Below are 21,341 nucleotides of genomic sequence, written 5' to 3' on the forward strand. Positions count from 1 at the left end.
CACAATGGACCGATGGACAGGTCCAATGATGGCGATTTCGGCAGGACCATTGGAGCGGACTTCCTCCAGCTGAACGCCGCGGAAGCACCGGCCGGCGGGCTGGCCGACTGGCTGACCGACCAGCTCCGGAGCGCGATCTCCGACGGTCGACTCGCGATCGGCAGCCGCCTCCCCGCCAGCCGGCTGCTGGCCGCCGAACTACAGATCTCCCGCGGAGTCGTCACCGAGGCCTACCAACGGCTGACCGAAGAGGGCCAGGTCAGCGGCCGCGGTCGCGCCGGCACGATCGTGGTCGCGGCACCCGCCGTCGCCCCAGCGCCCCGCGCCCGAGCTCACGTCGTACCGCCGCAGATGAGGGCGCCCGACCTCGACATCTTCGTCGCACTCCGAGCCGCGCCTGCGCGCATCGACCTGACTCCCGGCGTACCGGATCTGGCGTCTTTCCCCCGTGCTGCCTGGCTGCGCTCCGAACGCGCTGTCCTCAACGACCTCGAGCCCGCCGCGTTCGGCTACGGCGACCCATCCGGTACGCCGACGTTGCGGCGAGCCGTATCGACCTGGCTGGCCCGCTACCGCGGGATCGCCGCGCACCCGGAGGAGGTGATCATCGTCGCCGGGGTCTCCCAGGCCATCGGGATGCTCGCCCAACTCCTCCAGGCACGCGGCATCCATGAGGTGGCCGTCGAGGACCCGAGTTCGCTGGGATCACGGCAGCACCTGGACGAATGGGGCCTCCGGACCCCACCGATCCCGGTCGACAGCGGTGGACTGCAAGTCGACGTACTGCGGAAGTCCGGTGCGCCTGTGGTGATGGTGACTCCGGCACACCAGTTCCCGACAGGCGTCGTACTGGAGGGTGAGCGGCGACGTGAGCTACTGCAGTGGGCAGCTGACGGTGGGCTGATCTTCGAGGACGACTACGACGCCGAGCATCGCTATGACCGCCCGCCGGTTCCTGCACTGCGCTCGATGCAGGCTGAGCAGGTGATCTACACGGGCAGCGTCTCGAAGCTGCTCGCACCAGCGCTGCGGATCGGGTGGATCGTGCCGCCGGCGCAGTACCGTGACGAACTGATCAGCCTCAAGCGACGCGCGGACCTGGGCAACGCCTCACTCCCGCAACTCACCCTCGCGCATCTGATGGAGTCCGGCGAACTAGAACGCCAACTCCGCTACGTCCACCGCCGCCACCGCACCCGCCGCGACGCCATGGCCACCGCCATCGCCAACTACTTGCCCACCGCAACAGTCCACGGCGCCGCCGCCGGCCTCCACCTCACGATCACCTTCCCACCAGACATCGACGACGTAGCCCTGGCGACCGCCGCCCTCGAGCACGGCATCAAAACCCACCCACTCTCCTGGCACTGCCAACTCCCCCACGCCCCCGGCCTGGTCCTCGGCTACGCCGCCCGCACCCCCACCGAACTGACCGAAGCCATCCGCACCCTCGCAACTCTCGTCTAGATCCTCCGACCGAGTATCCCCGTCCTACTCTCGGCTGTGGTCATAACTTGGGGGCTTGGACAGGACGTGGGGGTGGTGGACAAGATATTGCCTGTTCACGGGCCCCGCGGGGCGCGCACAGCCCCGAGCTGTCGACGGCCGGTCCGCGATAGCTTAGGAGTTATGAAGGGGCGACTGTTGCCCAGGGCATCTGGTTCTCAAACGGGTTTCGAGTGGGGTCGAATCGTTTGGGTGGAACAGTTTTTCGGTACTAGCGGCTTTGGACGTTGCATCAAGCAACGAGTTGATCGACGGGAAAGGCGGAGTTGGGATGAGAACGATCGGGCGAATGGTGGGGATAGCAGCAGCTTCGGTGGCGTTGGTCGCCAGCGGCGCGGTGGTGGCTCAGGCACAGGACGGCCCGCACCACACCTACACCTGCGCCACCCAGGACGAGTGTGAGTCAGCACGACTCACCTACCGGCACTACCACTACCCCGTGTCCGAAGTCTGGTACCGCGACCCGGACTCGACCTGCGCTCCGGAGTGGCCGTGTGCTCCGGGTTGGCAGTTCCAGTGGGCGGAGTACTGAGCAAGCGACGTGGATGGCGTCCCCGCTCGGAGGTGGGACGCCATCCACCTGTCAGGCAGTACGGCGAGGGACCGGGATGACCAGTGGGGTCTTGGTGAGAGGGTCGGGGATGACCTCCGCGGTGAGGTTGAAGACCTTGGAAACCACGGCCGGGGTGATGACTTCGGCAGGAGTGCCGGTGGCGGCTACCTGGCCGTCTTTCAGGGCGATCAGGTGGTCGGCGTAGCGGGCGGCGAGGTTGAGGTCGTGGAGGACCAGTACGACGGTTTTGCCGTGCGCGCGGTTGAGGTCTTGGACCAGGTCGAGGATCTCCAACTGGTGTGCCAGGTCCAGGAAGGTGGTGGGTTCGTCGAGGAGCATGGTGTCGGCGTCTTGGGCGAGGGCCAGGGCGATCCAGACGCGTTGGCGTTGACCGCCGGAGAGTTCGTCCAACGACCGGTCCGCGAGGTCTGCGACGCCGGTGGCGGCCAGCGCGGAGTTGACCACGCGCTCGTCCTCGGGTGACCACTGGCGGAACCAGCGCTGGTGTGGGTGCCGGCCGCGACCGACCAGGTCGGCGACGGTGATGCCGTCGGGCGCGACTGGTTGTTGCGGGAGCATGCCGAGTTGGGTTGCCAGGCGACCGGCGCTGACCTTGGCCAGGTCGACGTCATCCAAATACACAGCACCACCACGGGGAGCGAGCAGCCGGGCAAGACCGCGCAGCAGGGTGGACTTCCCGCTGGCGTTCGCGCCGACGATGACCGTGATCCGCTGCCGCGGGATCAGCAGCGACAACGAGTGCACCACGGCGCGGCCGTCGTACGCGAGGGTTAGTTCTTCAGCACGGAGTTCGGTCATGTCAGCCTCCGGTACCGATGCGGTTGGCGCGAGCCATCAGGACGAGCAGGTACGGCGCTCCGAGGAACGCGGTCACGACACCGACCGGCAACTGCGTCGGAGCAAAGATTTCCCGGGCAATGAGGTCCGAAACGACCACCAGCAACGCGCCAAGAGCACCGGCCGCGAGCAGTCCGGCGACGCGTTCAGCCACCAATCGCCGAGCGAGCTGCGGAGCGACCAACGCCACGAAGGCAATCGGGCCTGCGGCCGCAGTCGCCAACGCAGCAAGGGCAACTCCAACGAGAATCAGCAACCCGCGCGAGAGCTCGACGCGACCGGCCAACGTTCGCGCCAGATCATCCCCGAGCTCCAGCAACCGCAACTGCCGCGCCCCAGCCAAAGCAGCCGGCAACAGAACCACCAACGCCGCACCAATCAGTACGACGTGCGTCCAGCTCCGCCCGGCGAGACTCCCGGCCAACCACTGCGATGCACTCTTCGCGGTGTAGATATCGGCCAACGTCAACAGGTACGCGGTCACCGACCCGATGATCGCCGTCACTCCAATACCCACCAGCACCAGCCGATACCCCGAGATCCCGTCCCGATAAGCCAGCAGATACACAACGATTGCCGACAGCAACGACCCCAACAGTGCACCAGCCGGAATCCATCCACTCCCGAGCACAGTGATCATCAGTACGGCGGCCAACGCGGCCCCGGCGTTGACCCCGATCAGGTCCGGACTCACCAGCGGATTACGCGCCAGCCGCTGGAAGATCGCCCCCGACACGGCGAACGCCGTACCGACGCCGATCCCGACCAGCACTCGTGGCAGCCGCCCGTTCACCACGATGTCGTTGAGGATCAACGTGCCATGACCGCTCAACGTCTCGAGCACCAACGGCAACGGAATCCGGTAGTCGCCCAAGGTCAGCGACAACGCCCCCACCGCAAGCGTCAGCACCCAAGCAACAACCGACCACACCACACTCGCACCATCGACACGTGTCGAGAACGGCCCGACCCGAAGCGTTTTCACAACGCCGCCGTACGACGTCGCCGGACCAGCGCGATGAACAACGGTGCACCGATCAGCGCGGTAATGATCCCGACCTGCAGCTCATCCGGTCGAACCACCAACCGCCCGACCACATCGGCGAGTAGCAGTACGGCGGGCGCCAGCACCATCGACCAGGGCAAGATCCACCGGTAGTCCGCCCCGACCAACGTCCGCGCGACATGCGGTACGGCGAGCCCCAGAAACCCGATCGGCCCAGCGATCGCAGTCGCCGTACCGGCCAGCACAACAACCGCCAACCCGGCCAACACGCGCACCACCATGACCCGAGTACCAAGCGACCGCGCCAGCTCATCACCCAACGCCAACTGGTTGAGCGATCGCCCCAACCCCAACGCCACAACGATGCCAACGGCAATGAACGGCACGGCCTGCCCGACCACCGAACCAGTTGCCAGCGTCAACGACCCGACCACCCAGAACCTGAAGGAATTCAACGTCGACAGATCCATCAGGGTGATCGCCGACGTCACCGACCCGAGCAGCGCGCTGATCGCCGCTCCCGCCAGCGCGAGCTTCACCGGCGTCGCTCCACCTCGCCCGATCGCACCGACCAGGTAGACGACCACCGTCGCCACCAACGCACCGCCCATCGCGAACCACACATAGCCCGTCAGGCTGTGTACCCCCAGCAGACCGATCGCCCCGACCACCGCGAGCGCCGCCCCGGCGTTCACCCCGAGAATCCCCGGATCCGCCAACGGATTGCGCGTCACGCCCTGCATCAACGCACCCGCCAACCCCAGCGCGGCCCCGGCCAACAATCCAGCAGCCGTCCGCGGCACCCGCAGGTACCGGATCACGCGATCGTTGTCGCTCCCGCTGAAGTTCGCCAGCGCCAGATAGACGTCATGCGCACCAAAATGCTGGTTCCCGATGCTCAACGACAGCAGCACCGAACCCGCGAGAACGGCGACACACAACAGCAGTCCGGCCGCACGCCACCTCATCGGAACAGATCAGGATGAATCGTCTTGGCGATGTCCTCGGTCGTGTAAGCACCCCGAACCCCGGCCGAGTGGTTCGCGAACAGCCACGGTACGACGTGTTTGGTGCGGACCGCCTTGAGGTTCTGGAACGCCGGGTTCGCGAGCATCTTGTCCACCTCCGGCTGGGACGACGCCGGCGTCAGCGACGCATCGCAACACCCACTGATCAGGATGTAGTCCGGGTTGCGCTTGATCAGTTCCTCGACGCCGATCTTCACGTTCCGCTTCGACGTCAGATCCGCGAACGCGTTCACGCCACCGGCCTGCTTGATCAGCACCGTCCCGAAGTCCGGACCACCGGAGACCGTCAGCCCGCCGCCCTCTAGCCCGGGCCGCAGGATCGCGACGGTCGGCTTCGGCGCGTTCTTCACCTTGGCCTCGACTGCGGCGATCCGGGCGGACTGGTCGGCGATCACGGCCTCGGCCCGGTCCTCGACCCCGAACAGCTTCCCGAGGCCGCGCAGATCGGCGTACACGTTGTCCATCGAGACACTCGACGGATCGATCGCCTCGTCGCCCTTGCCGTCGGCGGTCGGGCAGAGCGGGCTGAAGATCCAGGTCTGGACGCCGAGGTCGGCCAGGCTCTTGCGGCTGCCGAAGCTCTGGTCACTGCCACCACCGGCACTGAACACGTCGTTGAACCCGGACAGCACGAAGTCCGGGTTCGCCGCGAGCAGCTCCTCCCGGCTGGGCAGGTTCTTGTAGTACTTCGCCTTGGCCTGAGCGGTCGCGTACTCCGGGAGCACCTCCGCGTCCAGGTACGCCGTACCGACCAGGCGATCGGAGATCCCCAGCGCATGCGCCATCTCGATGGCCGGCTGGTACGCCGCGAACACGCGCTTCGGTGGACCGCTCACGGTGACGTCGAGACCGCAGTTCTGCACGGTGATCGTCGACCCGGGCGGGTTGACCGCTGTGGCCGTGCCGCACCCGGCGAGCAGGCCTAGCAGCAGGACAGGGAGAACAGACTTACGCAGCACGGAACCGCTCCTCCAGCACCTCGTGGACGGATCACATGCCGTGGCCGGTCTCCTGGCTGACGGGATTCCGCCCACCGACCTGGTCTTCCCAGTGCAGGACCAGTGACCTCCCCTCAGCAGGGAACGGCCGGTGAACTCCCGATCACAGTGGCGAGGGCCGCGCCGGCATCACACCGGCTTCCCGAACACCACGGCGCCGCCACAGTACCTCACCGGTACTGCGACAGCATCGCAAGTGCGAACTGGGTCATGGTGTCCGGGTTGATCGCCCGGGCCGGCAGCGGCACGAAGTCGACCAGCTGCCCCTCGCCGAGCCGGATCGTGGTCCGCCCGGTCGCGGTGTCGACGTACCCCTCGTCACCAAGCGGGAGTGCCTGCGCGGTCGGTGTCTTCCGGATCGCGGTCATCAGCTCGGCGGCCTTCGGCGTACGGCGTACCGACGTCGACAGCACGCTGTCCGCGGCGATCCAACCGCAGACCAGGTCACCGAGCTCGGTCTGTCCGTCGCGACGGAACATCACGGGCGCGCCCATCACCTTGGCCGCAGCGTCCGACCCGCGGTCACACTCCGGCCGGGTGACCAACGGCTCCGGCTCGGGCAGTCCGCCCACCTGACGAGCCACCTCTTCGGCCAGCACTATGTACCTCGCCAGCGTGGCCTTCGGCCCGGAGATCTTGTAGAGCCGGTTCTCCAGCAGGAAGACCACGAAGCTACTGGCCCCGAACCCCGGCGCGCTGGTCGCGGCGCTGCTCGCACCGATGACCGCAGGCTTGGCCGGCTCTCCCTTGTAAGCCTTCTGCACCGCCGCCAGCGTCGCCTTGGTCGCCGTCTGCACCGACCACCCGACCCGCAACACCGACCCACCCAGCCCCAGCAGGCAGCCGTCATACGTCACCGGTACGCCGAACTCGGCCGGCGGCGTCTTGGGCCGAATCTGCACGGACGGGACGTCGAGCGTCGCCTGCACCAGCGTCTGATCCATCCGAACGCAGATCGTGTCCGCGACCTTGGCCGTCGCCGGAGTGCTCGACGGTGTCTCCGAGGGGGTCTGCGACGGCGTCGTCGGGATCGAGACCAGTGGCGGCACACTGGGCGCGGTCTCCTGTCCGGGGCCGCTGCAACCGCTGACGAGCACTGAGAGTACGACGAGCGGCACAACCGGACGGATACGCATGGTGGGCCAAAGCCTACGCTTCGTCGGCCTCGGCCGCCCTGCGGAGATCGCGTTCGCGAATCGCGTGCTCGTCGGTGCGAGCGTCGTACCGCCAGAAGTCGCGCAGGGCCGCACCGGTGGCCGCGACACCTGCCACGCACAGGATCCCGCCGCTGACGATCGAGGTCCGGACGCTGGTCAGGTCAGCGACCAGTCCGGAGCGGGCCTGTCCGCCAAGCGGGCCGAGCATGTAGGAGAGCATCTCGATCCCGGCCAGCCGGCCGCGCATCTCGTCCGGGATCGTCTGGTTCCAGATCACCGACCGGAACAGGCCGGAGACCATGTCCGCCGCTCCGGCGAACGCGAGGAAGACGACCGCGACCCACATGTTCGGCGCCAGCCCGGCGATCCCGATCGCGGCGCCCCAGCAGGCGGCCGCCATCACGACAGCCCGGCCGTGGTGATGCACCCGGCGGGTCCAGCCGCTGGTCAGCGTCGCGATCATCGCCCCGACCGCCTCCGCGCTGTAGAGGACGCCGAGCAGCTTCGGTTCCTTCAGTACGTCGGTCGCGAACGCGGGGAACAGCACGATCGGCATCGCCATGAACATCCCGACCATGTCCACGACGTACGTCCCGAGCAGGTCCTTGCGGCGGGCGGCGTACCCGATCCCTTCGCCGATGACCCGCAGGCTCGGTGGTTGCGAGTGCTCGCCGACCCGGTACGGCTTGAGTCCCAGGTACATCAGGGTCGCGATCGCGAGTCCGGTCAGCTCGATCCCGAAGGCCCAGCTGATCCCGGCCGTCCCGACCAGCACGCCACCCAGCGCGGGACCGACGAGCTGACCGGCCTGCATGGTCAACGCGTTCAGCGCGACCGCGGCCGGCAGCTCCGAGTGCTTCACCACGCGCGGGAACAGCGCGTCCCGGCTCGGCCGCTGCAAGGACGCCGCGATCGCGTTCAGCGCGCCACAGACGTAGATGATCCACACCTGCGGGTTGGACAGCAGGGCGTTGCTCAGCAGTACGGCGCAGACCGCGACCTGCGCGATACCGGTGAAGATGAGCATCTTTCGGCGGTCCACGTGATCGGCCAGCGCACCGCCGTACAGGCCGAAGACGACCAGCGGCAGGATGTTGACCAGGCCCATCGCGCCGACCGCGAAGTTCGAGTGGGTCAGCGAATACAGCTGGTACGGCAGGGCGACGTACCCGAACATGCTGCCCAGGAAGAAGACCGAACCGGAGACCATCAGGATCCGGAAGTCACGCGAACCACGCCACGGAGTCAGGTCGACACGCAGCCGGGCCAGCCGCGCTCGGAAACTTGCTGCCACCGGCACATCCTGTCAGCTCCGGCCGCCGGGTGAAGAACCCTTTTCTCCCTACCGTGGAACCGATTGGTTGCCCTCGGCGTCAATCTTCCCGGATATTCACTGAGCGTATGGAGACAACCGGATGATCCCGACCAAGTCGGTACGCACCAAGGTGTTCGCCACCCTCGTCGCGGGGGCGGTCGCTGGTGCCACCCTGCTTGCGCCCGTGGCCGCGCAGGCCACGACCACCACCGCCGCCGCGGCCGCCGCGACGACCCAGGCCAGCGCGGTCTCCGACCTGCTCAAGCCGGGTCAGAAGCTGAAGGCCGGCAACTACATCCGTTCGAAGAACGGCAAGTACACGTTCGTCATGCAGTCCGACGGCAACGCGGTGCTCTACAGCGGCAAGACCGCGCTGTGGTCGACCGTCACCAACCGCAAGGCGTCGGTGCTGGTGATGCAGAAGAACGGCAACCTCGAGGTCGTCTCCGGCAAGACCGTCGTCTGGCAGAGCAACACCGGCACCAGCCCGGGCGCGATCCTGGCCGTCCAGAACGACAACAACCTGGTGATCTACAACACCCGCGGTAAGCCGAACTGGAGCCGCTACATGGTGGTCGGCACGCTCGGTTTCAACCGGCTGCTGAAGTACCCGGAGTACCTGACCTCGGTGAACCGGACCTACAAGGTCTACATGCAGGCCGACGGCAACCTGGTCCTCTACAAGGGCAAGACCGCGCTGTGGAGCACCAAGACGCAGAGCAAGGGCGCGTTCGCGGCCATGCAGAACGACGGCAACCTGGTCGTCTACAGCGCCGCCAAGAAGGCCCTCTGGTCCAGCAAGACGACCCGCAAGGGCTCCGTCCTGGTCGCGCAGAACAACGGCGACGTCCAGATCGTGAACGGCCGCACGGTCGTCTGGCACACCGGTACCGCCGGACGGTGACCCCGGTCACTATTCGATTTCCTTCGAATAGTGAACTTTCTCGGCGCTCAACGCGTCTATACCAGTAGCCGCGGCACCCGGGGCGGGGTGTCGCGGCCCCTTAATGCCCTGTCTCAGCAGCAGTCAGTCATCAATTGGTTACCAAGGGCAACAGTTCGCTGAGGTCGGTGCGTTCACCGCTCGCGCGGAGCTTCCCGGTACTGCGGGCCTCCGGCCAGGTGGTGCGCCCGAGACCGAGCTCGATCCACAGTTCGGGCGGCATCTCGACCACCGCGCCCGGCGTCCCCCGGGTGTGTCGCGGTCCCTCGATGCACTGCACCGCGCCGTACGGCGGGACCCGGACCTCGACCGCATGACCAGGGGCCTTGGCGACCAGGAGCTTCAGCAACTCCTTGGTCAGCAGCTTCAGGTCGGGTCGCTCGGCCGTGCCCGCGTCGTACCGCTCCAGGGCCTGTTCGAAAGGCGTGCTCACGACGGGCCAGCGTACGCGCGAATTTCGGCGACGCCCCCTTCGTGGTCGATAATCAGCCGGGAGGAACGACTGGAGCAAGTGGAAGCGAGGTCGGGATGCTCACGCCCAGGCACCAGGCGCTGCTGATGACGCTGGCGGGGATGACCGTCGGTGTCGCAGTCTTCGGCACCGTGCTGGCCATCAACGGCAACGGTGACGACGACCAACGGTCCACCGATGTCGTGACCAGTCAGACCTCACCCACCCCGACTCCCCGCGGCGACGGTCTGCAGGCCGACAGCCTGCAGTACGCGGCGCAGACCTTCGGCACCGATCGGTCGCCGGTCAGCGCCGAGGTTCCCGTGACCTGGAAGGCCCACCAGGACGGCGAGCGGCCGCGGTTCCTGGATCCGACCGGCGTCTGGCAGATCCGGTTCGACACCCGGGGCAGCAGCAAGTCCCCGGAGCGCCAGGTGAGCGACCGTGAGCGCAGCATCAAGGAAGAGCAGCTCAACGTGCTGAGCCGCGACAACGGCACGCTCGTCTACACGTACGTCGACAAGGCCCGCGGGCCGCGGATGGGCCTGTCCCGCTGGATCTCCACCGACAACGGCGACAGCTCCGCCATCGAGATCACCGTCGGCGGCCGCCCGCAGGACGAGGCCGCCCTGCGCGACGTCCTGGAGCGCGCCACCCGGTCACTCCACCTACCGGACGCGGGCAGCCGGCCCAACTAACACTTGATGTCGGCGGTGGGTGCCAGGCCCTGCAGCAGGTAGGTCTCCACGGCGCCGTCGACGCAGGGGTTGCCCGCCTTGTAGCCGGTGTGGCCGTCACCGTCCCGCGTGATCAGCACGCCGCTCTCCAGCTCCCCCGCGAGCCCGACGGCCCAGTCGTACGGCGTGGCCGGGTCGCGCGTCGTACCGACCACGACGATCGGCTTCGCGCCGGGGGCCTTGATCGCGTGCGGCTTGTCCTCCGGCTTGACCGGCCAGTTCGCGCAGGCGAGTGAGCCCCAGAGCAGGAACGAACCGAACCGCGGTGAGGCCGCCTTGTACTTCGCCTCTTCGCTCTTGGCCTGCGCGACCGAGGTGATGTCCGGGCGATCCACGCAGTTCACCGCGTAGATGACCTCGTTCTGGTTGTTCGCGTAGCCGGAGCTGTCGCGCTCGGTGTACTGATCGGCGAGCGCCAGCAGGCGGGCGCCCTTGCCGTCGAGACCGTCGACCACCGCATCCTCGAGCCGCGGCCACAACTCCTGCGAGTAGAGCGGGTAGATGACGCCCAGTACGACGATCGCCTGCGTGACCTTGCGGTCGCCGTCACCCGGCAGCGGAGTCGCGTCGCTGTCGTTGATCAGCTTGTCGACCTTGGCCAGGACCTCGTCCTTGCTGCTGCCCAGCCGGCACTGCCGCTGCGCACAATCCTCGGCGAACGCGTCCAGCGCGGTGTCGAAGCCCTTCGCCTGCGCGATGTTGTTCTCCTCCGACGACTTCGCCGGGTCGACCGCACCGTCGAGTACGACGCGGCCGACGTTCTTCGGGAACAACTCGGCGTACGTCGCACCGAGGAAGGTGCCGTACGACATGCCCAGGTAGTTCAGCTGGGCGTCGCCGACGATGCCACGCAGTACGTCGATATCGCGGGCCGCGTCCTTGGTCCCCACATGCGGCAGCAGCTCACCGGAACGCTGCTCGCATCCGTCGGCCAGAGTCTTGGCCTCGTTGTTCAGCTCGGTGATCTCGGCTTCGTCGTCCGGGCTGCCGTCGGCCGCGATGAACTTGTCCAGCTGCTCGGTGTCCAGGCACTTCACCGGCGTCGACTGGCCGACCCCACGCGGGTCCCAGCCGATCACGTCGAACTTGCGCAGCAGCGAGGATCCGAGCACGAACCCGGCCGACGCGGCGAACTCGACACCCGACCCACCGGGTCCACCCGGGTTGATGAACAACGTGCCGATCCGGCCGACGCGGTCGCGGGCGAGCACCTTGCGGGCGCGCAGCTCGATCGTCTTGCCGGCCGGCTTGCTGTAGTCCAGCGGCACCTTGATCGTGGCGCACTGCTGGTTGCTGCCACAGCGCTCCCAGGTCGGCTGCTGGTTGTAGAACTGCTCCAGCCCCACCGGAATCGGCCCAGCCGGACCCTTCGGCGTACTGCCGCCGGTGCTCGACCCGCCAGGGCCGCCATCGGCATCCTGTGCCCGGCTTGCCACGCCACATCCACTGAGCAGTACCGCGAGAGCGGCCACGACTACGGTCGTCTTGCGGAATCTCACTGCTCGGGGTCTCCCTCTTCGTGGTTCAGGCGGCGCCGGCGTCTGGGCTTGCGTGCTCGCCGTTCCTCGGCTGTCTCCGCTACTGGCTCCGGCTCAGCTTCCGGTTCCCGGACAGCGGGTGTCGGAAGCTCAACCGGTACGGCGTCCGGAGTCGTCGTACTGGAGGCTTCGTACTGCTGGCGCGGTGAGCACACATCCGCGCGGCTGCAGGCGCAGCGCCGACCGGAAGCCGCCAGCCGGACCACGACGGTGTCGCTCGGCACGTTGTGCCCGACCACCACTCCATCACCCGCGGGGGTCTCCACCGAGGTCCCGACGGCCGGTGCCTTGGCGTTGTACTCCTGGTAGAGCGGGTGCTCGTACTTGAGGCAGCACATCAGCCGCCCACAGGCGCCGGAGATCTTCAGCGGGTTCAGCGGCAGGTCCTGGTCCTTCGCCATCCGCACGCTGACCGGCTCGAAGTCCTTCAGGAACGTCGCGCAGCACAGGTCCCGTCCGCACGGCCCGATCCCGCCCTGCAGCCGGGCCTCGTCCCGCGCGCCAACCTGGCGCAGCTCGATCCGGGCCCGCAGCCCGCGGGCCAGATCCCGCACGAGCTCGCGGAAATCCACCCGATGCGGTGCGGAGAAGTACACGATCACCAGCTGGTCGACATCGGGGCGGCGATCGACGAAATCGATCCCGACCACCTTCATCGGCAGGTCGTGCTGCCGGATCAGCTTCTTGGCGATCACTCGCGCGTCGGCCCGGCGCTGCCGGTTCTGCTCATCGCGATCCAGGTCCGCCGTACCGGCGATGCCGTCACACAGCGGCAGCCCACCGATCTCCTCGGTGACGAACTGCGGCGCCCAGACACACTCGGCGACCTCGGGACCGTCGTCGGTCGGGACCAGCACCTTGTCCCCGACCCGCGGTCGATGCGGGCCGGGATCCAGGTAATACAGCCGCCCGTAGCGCTCGAACGACACCGCCATCACCATGCCCACGCCGTCAGAGTACTTGCCGCGGCGTCAGACCATCAGCGTTTGGTGCCTTTCACCGAGCCGATCAACCGCTCGTCGTCGGGCGCGTAGGCGGCGCAGACGACCAGGCGGTCGTTGTCGTCCTCCCACAGCTCCTGGTCCGGCGTCCACCAGCCGAAGCCCAGCTCGGAGGTGTCGGCGGACTTACCGACGTACTTGCCGAACTCCGCGGCGCAGCGGTCCTTGCCGGTCCGGTCGATCGCCCGATCACCCGGCCAGGGACCGTCGGGAAGGGTGACGTTGGAGACGATCTCGCCGTCGTGCGCGTCCGCGCAGTCGATCCGATCCACCTCGTCGTCGCTCTCGTCGCCGTTGAAACACTCACCGACCGCCAGGTCGTCGACGTACGTCCCGTAGGACGAGGACGTCGGGCTCGACGACGGGTACGGCGCGCTGGAGCCGTTGTTGTTCTCGGCCCACACCCCGACCACGATGAAGAGGATGATCAACGCCGCGTAGCCGAGGGTGAGCAGACCACCGGAGACGATCCCGGCGATCGCCAGTCCCTTGCCCTCCTCCTGCGGGCGCCGCTTGAGCTGCACCAGCGCCGCGATCCCGAGCCCGACCCCGAACGGCGCCGAGATCCCGGTCGCGAGTCCGCCGAGCCCACAGGCCAGCGACGCGATCGCCAACGAGTTCGTCTTGGTACCGCCCTGGCCCGGATACCCGTACCCGTAGGCCGCCGGATACCCCGGCTGCCCGTAGGGCAACGCCCCCGGCCCGTGCGGCGGCTGTCCGCCACCCTGCCCGTACCCCAGCTGCACCGGCGGCTGCCCGTACGGCGACTGCGTGGGCTGCTGCCCGTACGGCGTCTGCGTGGGCTGCTGCCCGTACGGCGTCTGCGCGGGTTGCTGCCCGTACGGCGTATCGACGGGCCGCTGCTGTGCGGGCTGACCGTAGGCCGGCTGCGCCGGCGTCTGCCCGTACGGCGTCTGGCCGCTCGGCTGGCCGTATGGCGACTGCCCCGACGTGGACCCCGGCGCCACCCACCCCGACTGAGTGGGTAATGGCTGCGTGGGAATGTGCTGGGTCGGCTCCGACGCGGGGAGGGGCTGGGTGGCGTCCTCGGGCGCGTCGTCAGGGCGTGCGTAGGTCGGGAAGGACCTTGGCGTGTCCTGTGGCCGGTCCTGCTCCGGACCGTACGGTGGTTGACTCACGACTTCCCCCAGATGATTCCCCCGCGCATCGAGCTACCGCTGCGCTCCGCGCATGCTACCGCTCAACCGGGTCCCGGGCATCCCGACCAGGCACAACACGTTGCCGTCAGCAACAGCACGATCTTCCAGGACGACGTAGTACATGTCCAGGTCCGACTGCTCGTACGGCTTCCCGATGAACGTCCCGAACGCGGTCGTGCACTCCTTGGTCGCGATCGTCTGGGTCTCCTCGGCGGACCGGCCGGTCAGATCCGCCCGCACCTTCGCGTAGGCCTCACCGCTGTGCCCGGTCCGGCAGTTCGCGATCCGCGCCATCCGCAGCGTGTCCGCCTCCAGGTCCGCGTCGAAACAGCGCCCGACCTCGACCTGCGCGATCGGCACCGTCCGCCCGATCCCGTCCCGCAACTGCCCGTACAACCCGAACGCGACCGCGACCCCGGTGATGATCCCCCAACCCAGGCAGACGACCAGAGCGCCGTACGCGAATCGCTTCCCGCGCCCGCCGGTGCGCTTGATCCGCCGCAATGCGATACCGGCCAGCACCACGGCGACCGGGACCAGCCCGGGCAGGCTCGTCACCAGCGCCGCCACGGCATACCGATCCTGCCGCTGCTGGGCCGGCGTCGGGACACCGGTCAGCCACGACTCGGCCGACGGCAGCGACGGCCGCGCAGGCTGCATCGGGGTGGGCGGCTGGCTCATGGGGGTCGGGGTCCGTTCGGGCGATTCGGCCGAGCATCTGCTTTGCTCGGACACACGGACATCGCGCCGACCGCCGCCGGTGTTACACCGGCTGTCCGGTCACCGGACCGCTGTCTTAACCCTCGAACAACCCGATCGTCATCGCCTCGAGCGCGAGCAGCGGCGCCACGTTCGTCTCGATCGCCTCCCGGCAGGCGGTGATCGCGCCCAGCCGCCGGACCGTCGACTCCGGCGTCGTCCGCGCGCCCAGCGCCTCGATCTGCCGGGTCAGCTCGGCGTTGATCAGCTCGGTGCCGGCCTTGGTCTGCAGCACCAGCACGTCGCGGTAGAGCGCCATCAGATCAACCAGTGACCGGTCGAGTACGTCGCGTTCCCAGCGCTTGGCGCGTGCCTTCTGCTGGTCCTCGAGCTCCTTCAGCGCGGCGTTGGCCTCGCGCGGCTTGGCGCCCTTGGTGCCGACGCCGAGCGCCTGCTCCAGCGCGGCCCGCTCCTTCTCGTCGACCTTCTCCGCGCTCGCCTTGGCCTCTTCCTTGGCCGCCTCGACCAGCTGCTGCGCAGCCTTCAGGCACGCCCCAAGATCGCGCAGCGCGAACGGCACCTCGAGCACCTTCGACCGCCGCGCCCGAACCTCCTCGTCCCGCGCCAACGCCCGGGCCCGCCCGATGTGCCCCTGCGCGGCCCGCGCCGCGAACCCGGCCAGGTCCGCGTCGATCCCAAGCTTGGCCACCAGCATCTGCGCGACCGCGTTCACCGGCGGAGTCCGCAGTACAAGCAACCGGCAGCGCGACCGAATCGTCGGTACGACGTCCTCGACCGTCGGCGCGCACAATACCCACACCGTCCGCGGCGCAGGCTCCTCGATGCTCTTCAGCAGCGCATCGGCCGCCTGCTCGGTCAGCCGGTCGGCGTCCTCGATCACCATCACCTGCCACCGGCCCTGCGTCGGGCTCATCGCAGCCCGGCGAACCAGCTCGCGGATCTCACTGACCCGGATCGACAGCAGCTCGGTACGAATCAGCGACACATCCGGATGCGCTCCGGTGAGCACCGTCTGGCAGTCCTTGCACTCACCACAGCCGTCCTGATGACACTGCAGCGCCGCCGCGAACGCGCGCCCCGCATTCGACCGCCCCGACCCAGGCGGCCCAGTGATCAGCCACGCATGCGTCATCCCGACCACAGCAGCGCCCGACTCACCCCGCACCACCGCCGAGGCCCCGCTCACAGCCTTCTGCAGTACGGCGACCGCCGGCTCCTGACCCACCAGGTCGTCCCAAACCGTCATACCGTGGTCACCTTCGGGAGCAGGGTTTGGAGGCGGCCGCGGATCTGCTTCGCGATCTCCTCGCGGTCCTGGGTGGCGTCAATCACCAGGTAGTGCTGGGGTTCTGCGGCGGCCAGCTCGAGGAACGCGTTCCGTACGCGTTCGTGGAAGTCGGCCGACTGAGCCTCGATCCGGTCCCGCTCGGTGAACCGGCCGAGCCCGTTCTTCGGCGGCAGATCGAGGATGACGGTCAGGTTCGGCCGGAGGTCATCGGTCGCCCAGCGGTTCACCCGCTCGACGTCCGCCACGTCGAGGTCGCGCCCCGAACCCTGGTAGGCGAGCGCGGAATCGACGTACCGGTCGGTGATCACGACCGTGCCCGACTTGAGCGCCGGCTTGATCACCGAGTCGACGTGCTCGGCCTTGTCCGCCGCGTAGATCAACGCTTCGGCACGATGCGAGATGTCGCCGGTCGCGGGGTCGAGGATGATTCGCCGCAGCTCCTGACCAAGGTCGGTCGCGCCGGGTTCGCGGGTCAGCAGCACCTGCTGGCCCTGCTCCTTCAGCCACTCCACGAGCAGCGCGGACTGCGTCGACTTGCCCGCGCCCTCACCGCCCTCCAGCGCGATGAACAGCCCGGTCGTCGGGTAGATGCCCGGTGTCTTGCCGAAGCTGCGCCGCAGGTCGCGCCAGAACGGCACGCCGGGGCGGTCGTCCATCTGCCGCCACGCGAGGACCCCGATCACTCCGGCCACGATCGCAGCGATCAGCATCGTCATCGACGCGCCGTTGTAGGTCACCGAATGACCGGAGACCGAGTACGTGTGCCGCCCGATCGCACCCGCCACGAACGGCGCGATCGCCAACGTGACCGCGAGCACCGTGCGCACCGCGGACTGCACGAACGCGAACGTCCGGCCGCGCACCGCATCCGGTACCTCGAGACCGAGCAACGTGTAGCCGGAGACCCAGGACGCGCCGGCGTTGAAGCCGAGCAGGATCGCGATCATCGTGGCGATCTCGATCTGCTGGATCAGCGCGAGGCCGGCCAGGCAGATCCCCGAACCGACCAGACCGGCCGCGAACAACCGCCGCCGGGACAGCCCGGAGAAGATCCGCGGCGCGAACCCCATCCCGAGCGCGAGACCACCGAAGACGGCGCCGAACAGAACGCCGTACCCAGGGTCGCCGGCTTTGAGGTCCTCGACATACGTGCGGCCGAGGCCGATCACCACCGCGCCGGCCGCGAAGGCGCCGGAGATCCCGACCACGAGCCCGCGGATGACCGGCGTACCGGTGACGTAGGACCAGCCCTCGACCATGGTCCGCCACAGCGTCGGGTGTTCCTCGTGGTCGTGGACCGCGCGACCGATCTCGCGGATGGAGATGATGGCGAAACCGGAGACGGCGAAGGTCGCGGCGTTCACGTAGACCGCGAGGTCGATCGCGAAGTCACCCGCCCAGCGGCTGACCAGCGTGATCGCCGTGAAGATCGCCGCGGCCGGAAGGGCCGTCCCGTACGTCGTGATCAGGCTGAGCTGGTTGGCCGCCTCGAGGCGGTGCCGGGGGACCAGGTTCGGGACGCTGGCGTCCTTGGCCGGACCCCAGATCAGGCTGACGATCTCGATCAGCACCGTGGCCACCAGCACCCAGGTCAGGGTGCCGACGATCGGGATGCTGACGAAGAACGCCGCCCGGATGAAGTCACCGAGGATCATCGTCGCGCGCCGGTCGAGCCGGTCCGCGACCCAGCCGGCTACTGGTCCCATCACGAGTGCGGGCAGCACCCGGAGGAACAGCACGCCACCGATGGCGAAGTTCGCCGCCTGGTAGTCGTCACCGGCGAACGACTTCGCCATCGCGGTCAGCGCCAGCAGCCCGATCCAGTCGCCGAGGCTGGACAGCCCGAACGCGATCCACAGCCGCCGGAACGCCCGGATCCGCAGCACCGCGCGCACATCGTGCGCCGGTGCAGGGTCGGTCAGCGGGTCATATACCTCCGGCACGCCGCCAAGACTAGTCGGCTCGACGGACAGCCTTGTGCAGTGCGGTGGTCAGGGCGTCGAGGCCCGCCTTCAGCTCGACCGGCGGCGGGAACCCGAAACCGAGCCGGAACACCCGGGCCTCGTCGGTGAACCACTCCCCCTCGGAGAGCCGCACCCCCAACTCATCAGTGGCCGCCCGAAAGCTGGTGAGGTCGAGCTGCGGGCGGAGCCGAACACAGCACAGGGCACCGGCGTCGGGGCGGATCCACTCGATCAGGTCGGCGTTCGCCTGCACCCACTCCTCGGTCGTCGCCACCGCCTCGGCCAGCCAGGGACGCCGTACGGCGAGGATCTCGTCCTGCAGCTCGAAGACGCGAACGGCCAGCGCCTCAGTGAGCGGCGAACCGGTGACGACCGTGCTGAACTTCGCGGTCACCAGTCGGTCGACGAGGTCCTTGTCGGTACTGATCGCCCAGCCCACTCTCAGGCCTGCCGCGCCATGGCACTTCGAGAGCGATGCCACGGTCACCACCTTGTCGCCCAGGGCTAGCGCCGACTCGGCGATCGCATCGTCGCCGTACGAGGCAATGCGGTAGGTGTCGTCGACCAGCAGGTACGCCGCCGGGCAGATGGTGGCCATGGCGTCGTAGACCTCACGGAAGACACTTAGCGGTACGGCGACGCCGGAGGGGTTCTGGGGACTAGCCAGACTGACCAGGTTGGTGTCAGGGGTCAGCTGGGCAATGACATCGGCGGCCTGGAGTTGGTAGCCCGTGTCGAAGCTCAGGGGGACCACTCTGACCTCCGCACCGACCGCCTCACACGCGTTGCGAGCAATCGGGAACAGCGGCGCAGTGGTGACGACCTGTCCGTGGTCGGCGATCAGGAACGCCAGCAGGAAGAGGGCGTGCTGCCCACCGATCGTGACGACCACCTGGTCGGGCTCTACCTGGTGAGCTTTGGCGATGGCGGCTCGCAGCCTCGGATCGCCTTGGGAGGTGCCATAGCCGAGCTCCAGCTCGCCGAGCTCCGGCGTCAGCAGGTCGGCGAGGCGCAGTTCCGGGCCGTAGCTCTCACCGAGGTCGTACTGCGGGTGGGTGTCGGACAGGGTCTGGATGGGGTTGCGCACGAAGTTCGCCATGCCTTTCATCGTCTGGGCTGGGGGCTGGCCGTCCCAGAGCCAATCCGGCACAATTGGTTCGCCGATGAGACCAATCGAACTGTGCGACCGACTCGGCCGGTGGTCCTCCGGCCGAGGCCCTCTGTATGTGCTGCTCGCCTCCCGGATGCGTCAGCTCATCGACGACGGCGAACTACCCGCCGGAGCGCTCCTCCCGCCCGACCGCACGCTGGCCGAAGCGCTGGCAGTCGGCCGCACCACAGTGGTCGCCGCCTACGACCTGCTGCGTTCGGAGGGCCGCATCACGCGCCGCCAGGGCAGTGGAACGCGGGTCACCGGTACGCCGGTCGCCTTTGACGACCTGCCGGCTGACCCGATCTTCCTGGGCTCACTCGAGACCCGCGACGACGGCGTACTGCTAGCCATCTGTGCGGCACCTGGTGAACCACCACCGGAGCTGGCTGAGGCGTACGCGCGGATCATCCCTGAGCTCACCGCGATCAGCGGCGACATCGGCTACTACCCCTACGGACACCTGTGCCTCCGTACGGCGATCGCCGCGCGCTACACCCAGTACGGCGTACCGACCGTGGCTGACCAGGTGATCATCACCAACGGCGGTCAGCAGGCACTGTCGTTGCTCGCGCACGCCCTGGTGTCGCCTGGTGATCAGGTGCTGTCAGAGGCACCGACGTTCCCTGGTGCTCTGGAGGTGTTCCGGGAGCAGGGCGCCGTACTGCGTGGACTGCCGGTGGGGCTGGACGGGTTCGAGGCGGCAGTCCGGGAGCGGCGTCCTGCGTTGGCCTACGTGATTCCGACGTACCACAACCCGACTGGCTCAGTGCTGCCCCGACTCGACCGCCAACGCCTCGCACGCGCCGCCGCCGCGGCCGACGTACCTCTGATCGAGGACGAGGTCCCGGCGGACCTAGGCTTCCCCGGCCAGGACCGGCCGACCCCGATGGCGGCGTACGGGCCGTCAGTCATCTCGATCGGCTCACTCAGCAAGAGCATCTGGGGCGGCCTCCGCATCGGCTGGATCCGCGCCGCGGCCCCCTTCATCACCCGCCTGGCCCGCCTCCGCGCCGTCCACGACCTAGGCGGCAACGTCCCCGCCCAACTAGCCGCCACCCACCTGGTCCCACTGCTGGACGGTTTGAACGTAGGCGCCACCCTGGCCACCCGCCACGCCCACCTAACCGCCCTACTCGCTCAACACCTCCCCACCTGGACCTACCCCACCATCACCGGCGGCCAGGTCCTCTGGATCCGCCTCCCCACCGGCGACGGCAACTCCTTCGCCCAAACCGCCCTCCGCCACGGCATCGCCGTCCTCCCCGGCGCCGGCCTCGACATCACCGGCAACAGCAACCACCACATCCGCCTCCACTTCCACACCCCCGCCCCAACCCTCACCGAGTCCATAACCCGCCTAACCACCGCCTGGCACGCCTACCAAGCGCCCACCCACACCACCCCCACCCGCCCCGTAATAGCCATCTGACCCATCCGCACGAACCCCCTCGACCCCAACCCATTTGATGGGTGAACCCACGAGCTTGTGGGTTCCCCACCCGCATGAGGGTCCAGAACCCCCCATCTGATGGGTGAACCCACCAAATGACCGTTGCAGACGAGCGCGCACTGATGGGTGAACCCACCAGATGGCGGTTGCAGGCGGGTGCGCGGCAGGCGGCGTACCGGCGGACGGGTAGTGGTGGACCGGTGCGAGGAACCGCACGCGTGCGCGGGGTGGGCGCGAAACCCTCCACACCCACGACCACCCGTTCGTCGGTACACACTGCGCAGCCCGCCGGGCGAACCCTCCAACTCGGGGGATACCCCCTGACCTGGAGGGTTGCCCATCGAAAATCTCAGGGGGCAACCCTCCAGCTCGATGGTCATCCCCTCAGCTGGAGGGTTGCCACCTCAGGTGGACGGTTGCCACCTCAGGTGGACGGTTGCCACCTCAGGTGGACGGTTGCCACCTCGGGTGGACGGTTGCCACCTCGGGTGGACGGTTGCCACCTCGAGTGGACG

General features: G+C 68.2%; 19 protein-coding genes and 1 riboswitch. Of the genes, 5 read left to right on the top strand and 14 right to left on the bottom strand.

Annotated features, from left to right (window positions below; translation table 11 throughout):
• The first annotated feature begins 12 nt into the window (after nt 1-12).
• Both ACIA49_RS19940 and ACIA49_RS19945 read left to right on the top strand, forming a co-directional pair.
• Entirely contained in the window at nt 13-1,467 is a 1,455-nt protein-coding gene (locus ACIA49_RS19940) for a PLP-dependent aminotransferase family protein (protein WP_396378678.1), read from the top strand.
• Nucleotides 1,468-1,777: 310 nt separating this feature from the next.
• Nucleotides 1,778-2,038 carry a hypothetical protein gene (locus tag ACIA49_RS19945; RefSeq protein WP_396378679.1) on the top strand — a complete coding sequence of 87 codons (261 nt, stop codon included), beginning with the start codon at nt 1,778-1,780 and terminating at the stop codon, nt 2,036-2,038.
• 51 nt (nt 2,039-2,089) lie between these two features.
• On the opposite strand, the gene ACIA49_RS19950 is transcribed toward ACIA49_RS19945, so the two are convergent.
• The 6 genes from ACIA49_RS19950 to ACIA49_RS19975 all read right to left on the bottom strand — a co-directional run bounded on the left by ACIA49_RS19950 (nt 2,090) and on the right by ACIA49_RS19975 (nt 8,400).
• On the bottom strand, nt 2,090-2,878 hold the full coding sequence (locus tag ACIA49_RS19950; protein WP_396378680.1) for an ABC transporter ATP-binding protein: 789 nt from the start codon (nt 2,876-2,878) through the stop codon (nt 2,090-2,092).
• A 1-nt stretch (nt 2,879) separates the two neighbouring features.
• Nucleotides 2,880-3,902, bottom strand: coding sequence for a FecCD family ABC transporter permease (locus ACIA49_RS19955; protein ID WP_396378681.1), 1,023 nt, complete (start codon nt 3,900-3,902; stop codon nt 2,880-2,882).
• Nucleotides 3,899-4,891 (bottom strand): FecCD family ABC transporter permease, encoded by a 993-nt coding sequence (locus ACIA49_RS19960; RefSeq protein ID WP_396378682.1) that lies wholly within the window; start codon nt 4,889-4,891, stop codon nt 3,899-3,901. The genes ACIA49_RS19955 and ACIA49_RS19960 overlap by 4 nt, the downstream gene beginning before the upstream one ends.
• The gene (locus ACIA49_RS19965; protein WP_396378683.1) at nt 4,888-5,910 is read right to left on the bottom strand and encodes an ABC transporter substrate-binding protein; all 1,023 of its coding nucleotides are present in this window, start codon (nt 5,908-5,910) and stop codon (nt 4,888-4,890) included. Before ACIA49_RS19965 ends, ACIA49_RS19960 begins: the two co-directional genes overlap by 4 nt.
• A 24-nt stretch (nt 5,911-5,934) precedes the next feature.
• A riboswitch (cobalamin riboswitch) is annotated at nt 5,935-6,129 on the bottom strand.
• On the bottom strand, nt 6,120-7,085 hold the full coding sequence (locus ACIA49_RS19970) for a hypothetical protein (RefSeq protein ID WP_396378684.1): 966 nt from the start codon (nt 7,083-7,085) through the stop codon (nt 6,120-6,122). Its footprint overlaps the riboswitch before it by 10 nt.
• A 13-nt stretch (nt 7,086-7,098) precedes the next feature.
• Nucleotides 7,099-8,400, bottom strand: a complete 1,302-nt coding sequence (locus ACIA49_RS19975) for an MFS transporter (RefSeq protein WP_396378685.1) — start codon at nt 8,398-8,400, stop codon at nt 7,099-7,101.
• A gap of 121 nt (nt 8,401-8,521) precedes the next feature.
• Here ACIA49_RS19975 and ACIA49_RS19980 point away from each other — a divergent pair, with 121 nt between their 5' ends.
• Nucleotides 8,522-9,325, top strand: coding sequence for a hypothetical protein (locus ACIA49_RS19980; protein ID WP_396378686.1), 804 nt, complete (start codon nt 8,522-8,524; stop codon nt 9,323-9,325).
• Between the two features lie 130 nt (nt 9,326-9,455).
• Here ACIA49_RS19980 and ACIA49_RS19985 read toward each other — a convergent pair whose 3' ends face one another.
• Nucleotides 9,456-9,797, bottom strand: a complete 342-nt coding sequence (locus ACIA49_RS19985) for a sterol carrier family protein (protein ID WP_391542584.1) — start codon at nt 9,795-9,797, stop codon at nt 9,456-9,458.
• A gap of 95 nt (nt 9,798-9,892) precedes the next feature.
• Here ACIA49_RS19985 and ACIA49_RS19990 point away from each other — a divergent pair, with 95 nt between their 5' ends.
• A complete protein-coding gene (locus ACIA49_RS19990; protein ID WP_396378687.1) occupies nt 9,893-10,513 on the top strand; it encodes a hypothetical protein in 621 nt (206 codons plus the stop codon).
• Here the strand turns inward: ACIA49_RS19990 and ACIA49_RS19995 are convergent.
• The 7 genes from ACIA49_RS19995 to ACIA49_RS20025 form a co-directional block, all read right to left on the bottom strand.
• Nucleotides 10,510-12,051, bottom strand: coding sequence for an alpha/beta hydrolase (locus ACIA49_RS19995; RefSeq protein ID WP_396378688.1), 1,542 nt, complete (start codon nt 12,049-12,051; stop codon nt 10,510-10,512). The two genes, ACIA49_RS19990 and ACIA49_RS19995, sit on opposite strands and share 4 nt — an antisense overlap.
• Entirely contained in the window at nt 12,048-13,031 is a 984-nt protein-coding gene (locus ACIA49_RS20000) for a stage 0 sporulation family protein (RefSeq protein ID WP_396379032.1), read from the bottom strand. Before ACIA49_RS20000 ends, ACIA49_RS19995 begins: the two co-directional genes overlap by 4 nt.
• Nucleotides 13,032-13,069: 38 nt before the next feature.
• A complete protein-coding gene (locus tag ACIA49_RS20005) occupies nt 13,070-14,230 on the bottom strand; it encodes a DUF4190 domain-containing protein (RefSeq protein ID WP_396378689.1) in 1,161 nt (386 codons plus the stop codon).
• Between the two features lie 33 nt (nt 14,231-14,263).
• Complete coding sequence (locus ACIA49_RS20010) at nt 14,264-14,932, bottom strand: DUF4190 domain-containing protein (RefSeq protein ID WP_396378690.1); 669 nt, start codon at nt 14,930-14,932, stop codon at nt 14,264-14,266.
• Between the two features lie 115 nt (nt 14,933-15,047).
• Nucleotides 15,048-16,217 (bottom strand): DNA polymerase III subunit delta', encoded by a 1,170-nt coding sequence (locus tag ACIA49_RS20015; protein ID WP_396378691.1) that lies wholly within the window; start codon nt 16,215-16,217, stop codon nt 15,048-15,050.
• Nucleotides 16,214-18,202 carry a dTMP kinase gene (gene tmk / locus ACIA49_RS20020; protein WP_396378692.1) on the bottom strand — a complete coding sequence of 663 codons (1,989 nt, stop codon included), beginning with the start codon at nt 18,200-18,202 and terminating at the stop codon, nt 16,214-16,216. The genes ACIA49_RS20015 and tmk overlap by 4 nt, the downstream gene beginning before the upstream one ends.
• A 10-nt stretch (nt 18,203-18,212) precedes the next feature.
• On the bottom strand, nt 18,213-19,322 hold the full coding sequence (locus ACIA49_RS20025; RefSeq protein WP_396378693.1) for a pyridoxal phosphate-dependent aminotransferase: 1,110 nt from the start codon (nt 19,320-19,322) through the stop codon (nt 18,213-18,215).
• Between the two features lie 64 nt (nt 19,323-19,386).
• Here ACIA49_RS20025 and ACIA49_RS20030 point away from each other — a divergent pair, with 64 nt between their 5' ends.
• The gene (locus ACIA49_RS20030) at nt 19,387-20,805 is read left to right on the top strand and encodes a PLP-dependent aminotransferase family protein (protein ID WP_396378694.1); all 1,419 of its coding nucleotides are present in this window, start codon (nt 19,387-19,389) and stop codon (nt 20,803-20,805) included.
• Nucleotides 20,806-21,341: the final 536 nt, after the last annotated feature.

The organism is Kribbella sp. NPDC051587 (assembly GCF_044453945.1).
GTDB lineage: Bacteria > Actinomycetota > Actinomycetes > Propionibacteriales > Kribbellaceae > Kribbella.

Excerpts from the sequence above, each read along its gene's own strand:
- ACIA49_RS19940 (WP_396378678.1), top strand. The coding sequence starts at position 13 with ATGGACAGGTCCAATGATGGCGATTTCGGCAGGACCATTGGAGCGGAC.
- ACIA49_RS19945 (WP_396378679.1), top strand. The coding sequence starts at position 1,778 with ATGAGAACGATCGGGCGAATGGTGGGGATAGCAGCAGCTTCGGTGGCG.
- ACIA49_RS19950 (WP_396378680.1), bottom strand. The coding sequence starts at position 2,878 with ATGACCGAACTCCGTGCTGAAGAACTAACCCTCGCGTACGACGGCCGC.
- ACIA49_RS19960 (WP_396378682.1), bottom strand. The coding sequence starts at position 4,891 with ATGAGGTGGCGTGCGGCCGGACTGCTGTTGTGTGTCGCCGTTCTCGCG.
- ACIA49_RS19970 (WP_396378684.1), bottom strand. The coding sequence starts at position 7,085 with ATGCGTATCCGTCCGGTTGTGCCGCTCGTCGTACTCTCAGTGCTCGTC.
- ACIA49_RS19980 (WP_396378686.1), top strand. The coding sequence starts at position 8,522 with ATGATCCCGACCAAGTCGGTACGCACCAAGGTGTTCGCCACCCTCGTC.
- ACIA49_RS19990 (WP_396378687.1), top strand. The coding sequence starts at position 9,893 with ATGCTCACGCCCAGGCACCAGGCGCTGCTGATGACGCTGGCGGGGATG.
- ACIA49_RS20000 (WP_396379032.1), bottom strand. The coding sequence starts at position 13,031 with ATGGTGATGGCGGTGTCGTTCGAGCGCTACGGGCGGCTGTATTACCTG.
- ACIA49_RS20010 (WP_396378690.1), bottom strand. The coding sequence starts at position 14,932 with ATGAGCCAGCCGCCCACCCCGATGCAGCCTGCGCGGCCGTCGCTGCCG.
- ACIA49_RS20015 (WP_396378691.1), bottom strand. The coding sequence starts at position 16,217 with ATGACGGTTTGGGACGACCTGGTGGGTCAGGAGCCGGCGGTCGCCGTA.
- ACIA49_RS20025 (WP_396378693.1), bottom strand. The coding sequence starts at position 19,322 with ATGGCGAACTTCGTGCGCAACCCCATCCAGACCCTGTCCGACACCCAC.
- ACIA49_RS20030 (WP_396378694.1), top strand. The coding sequence starts at position 19,387 with ATGAGACCAATCGAACTGTGCGACCGACTCGGCCGGTGGTCCTCCGGC.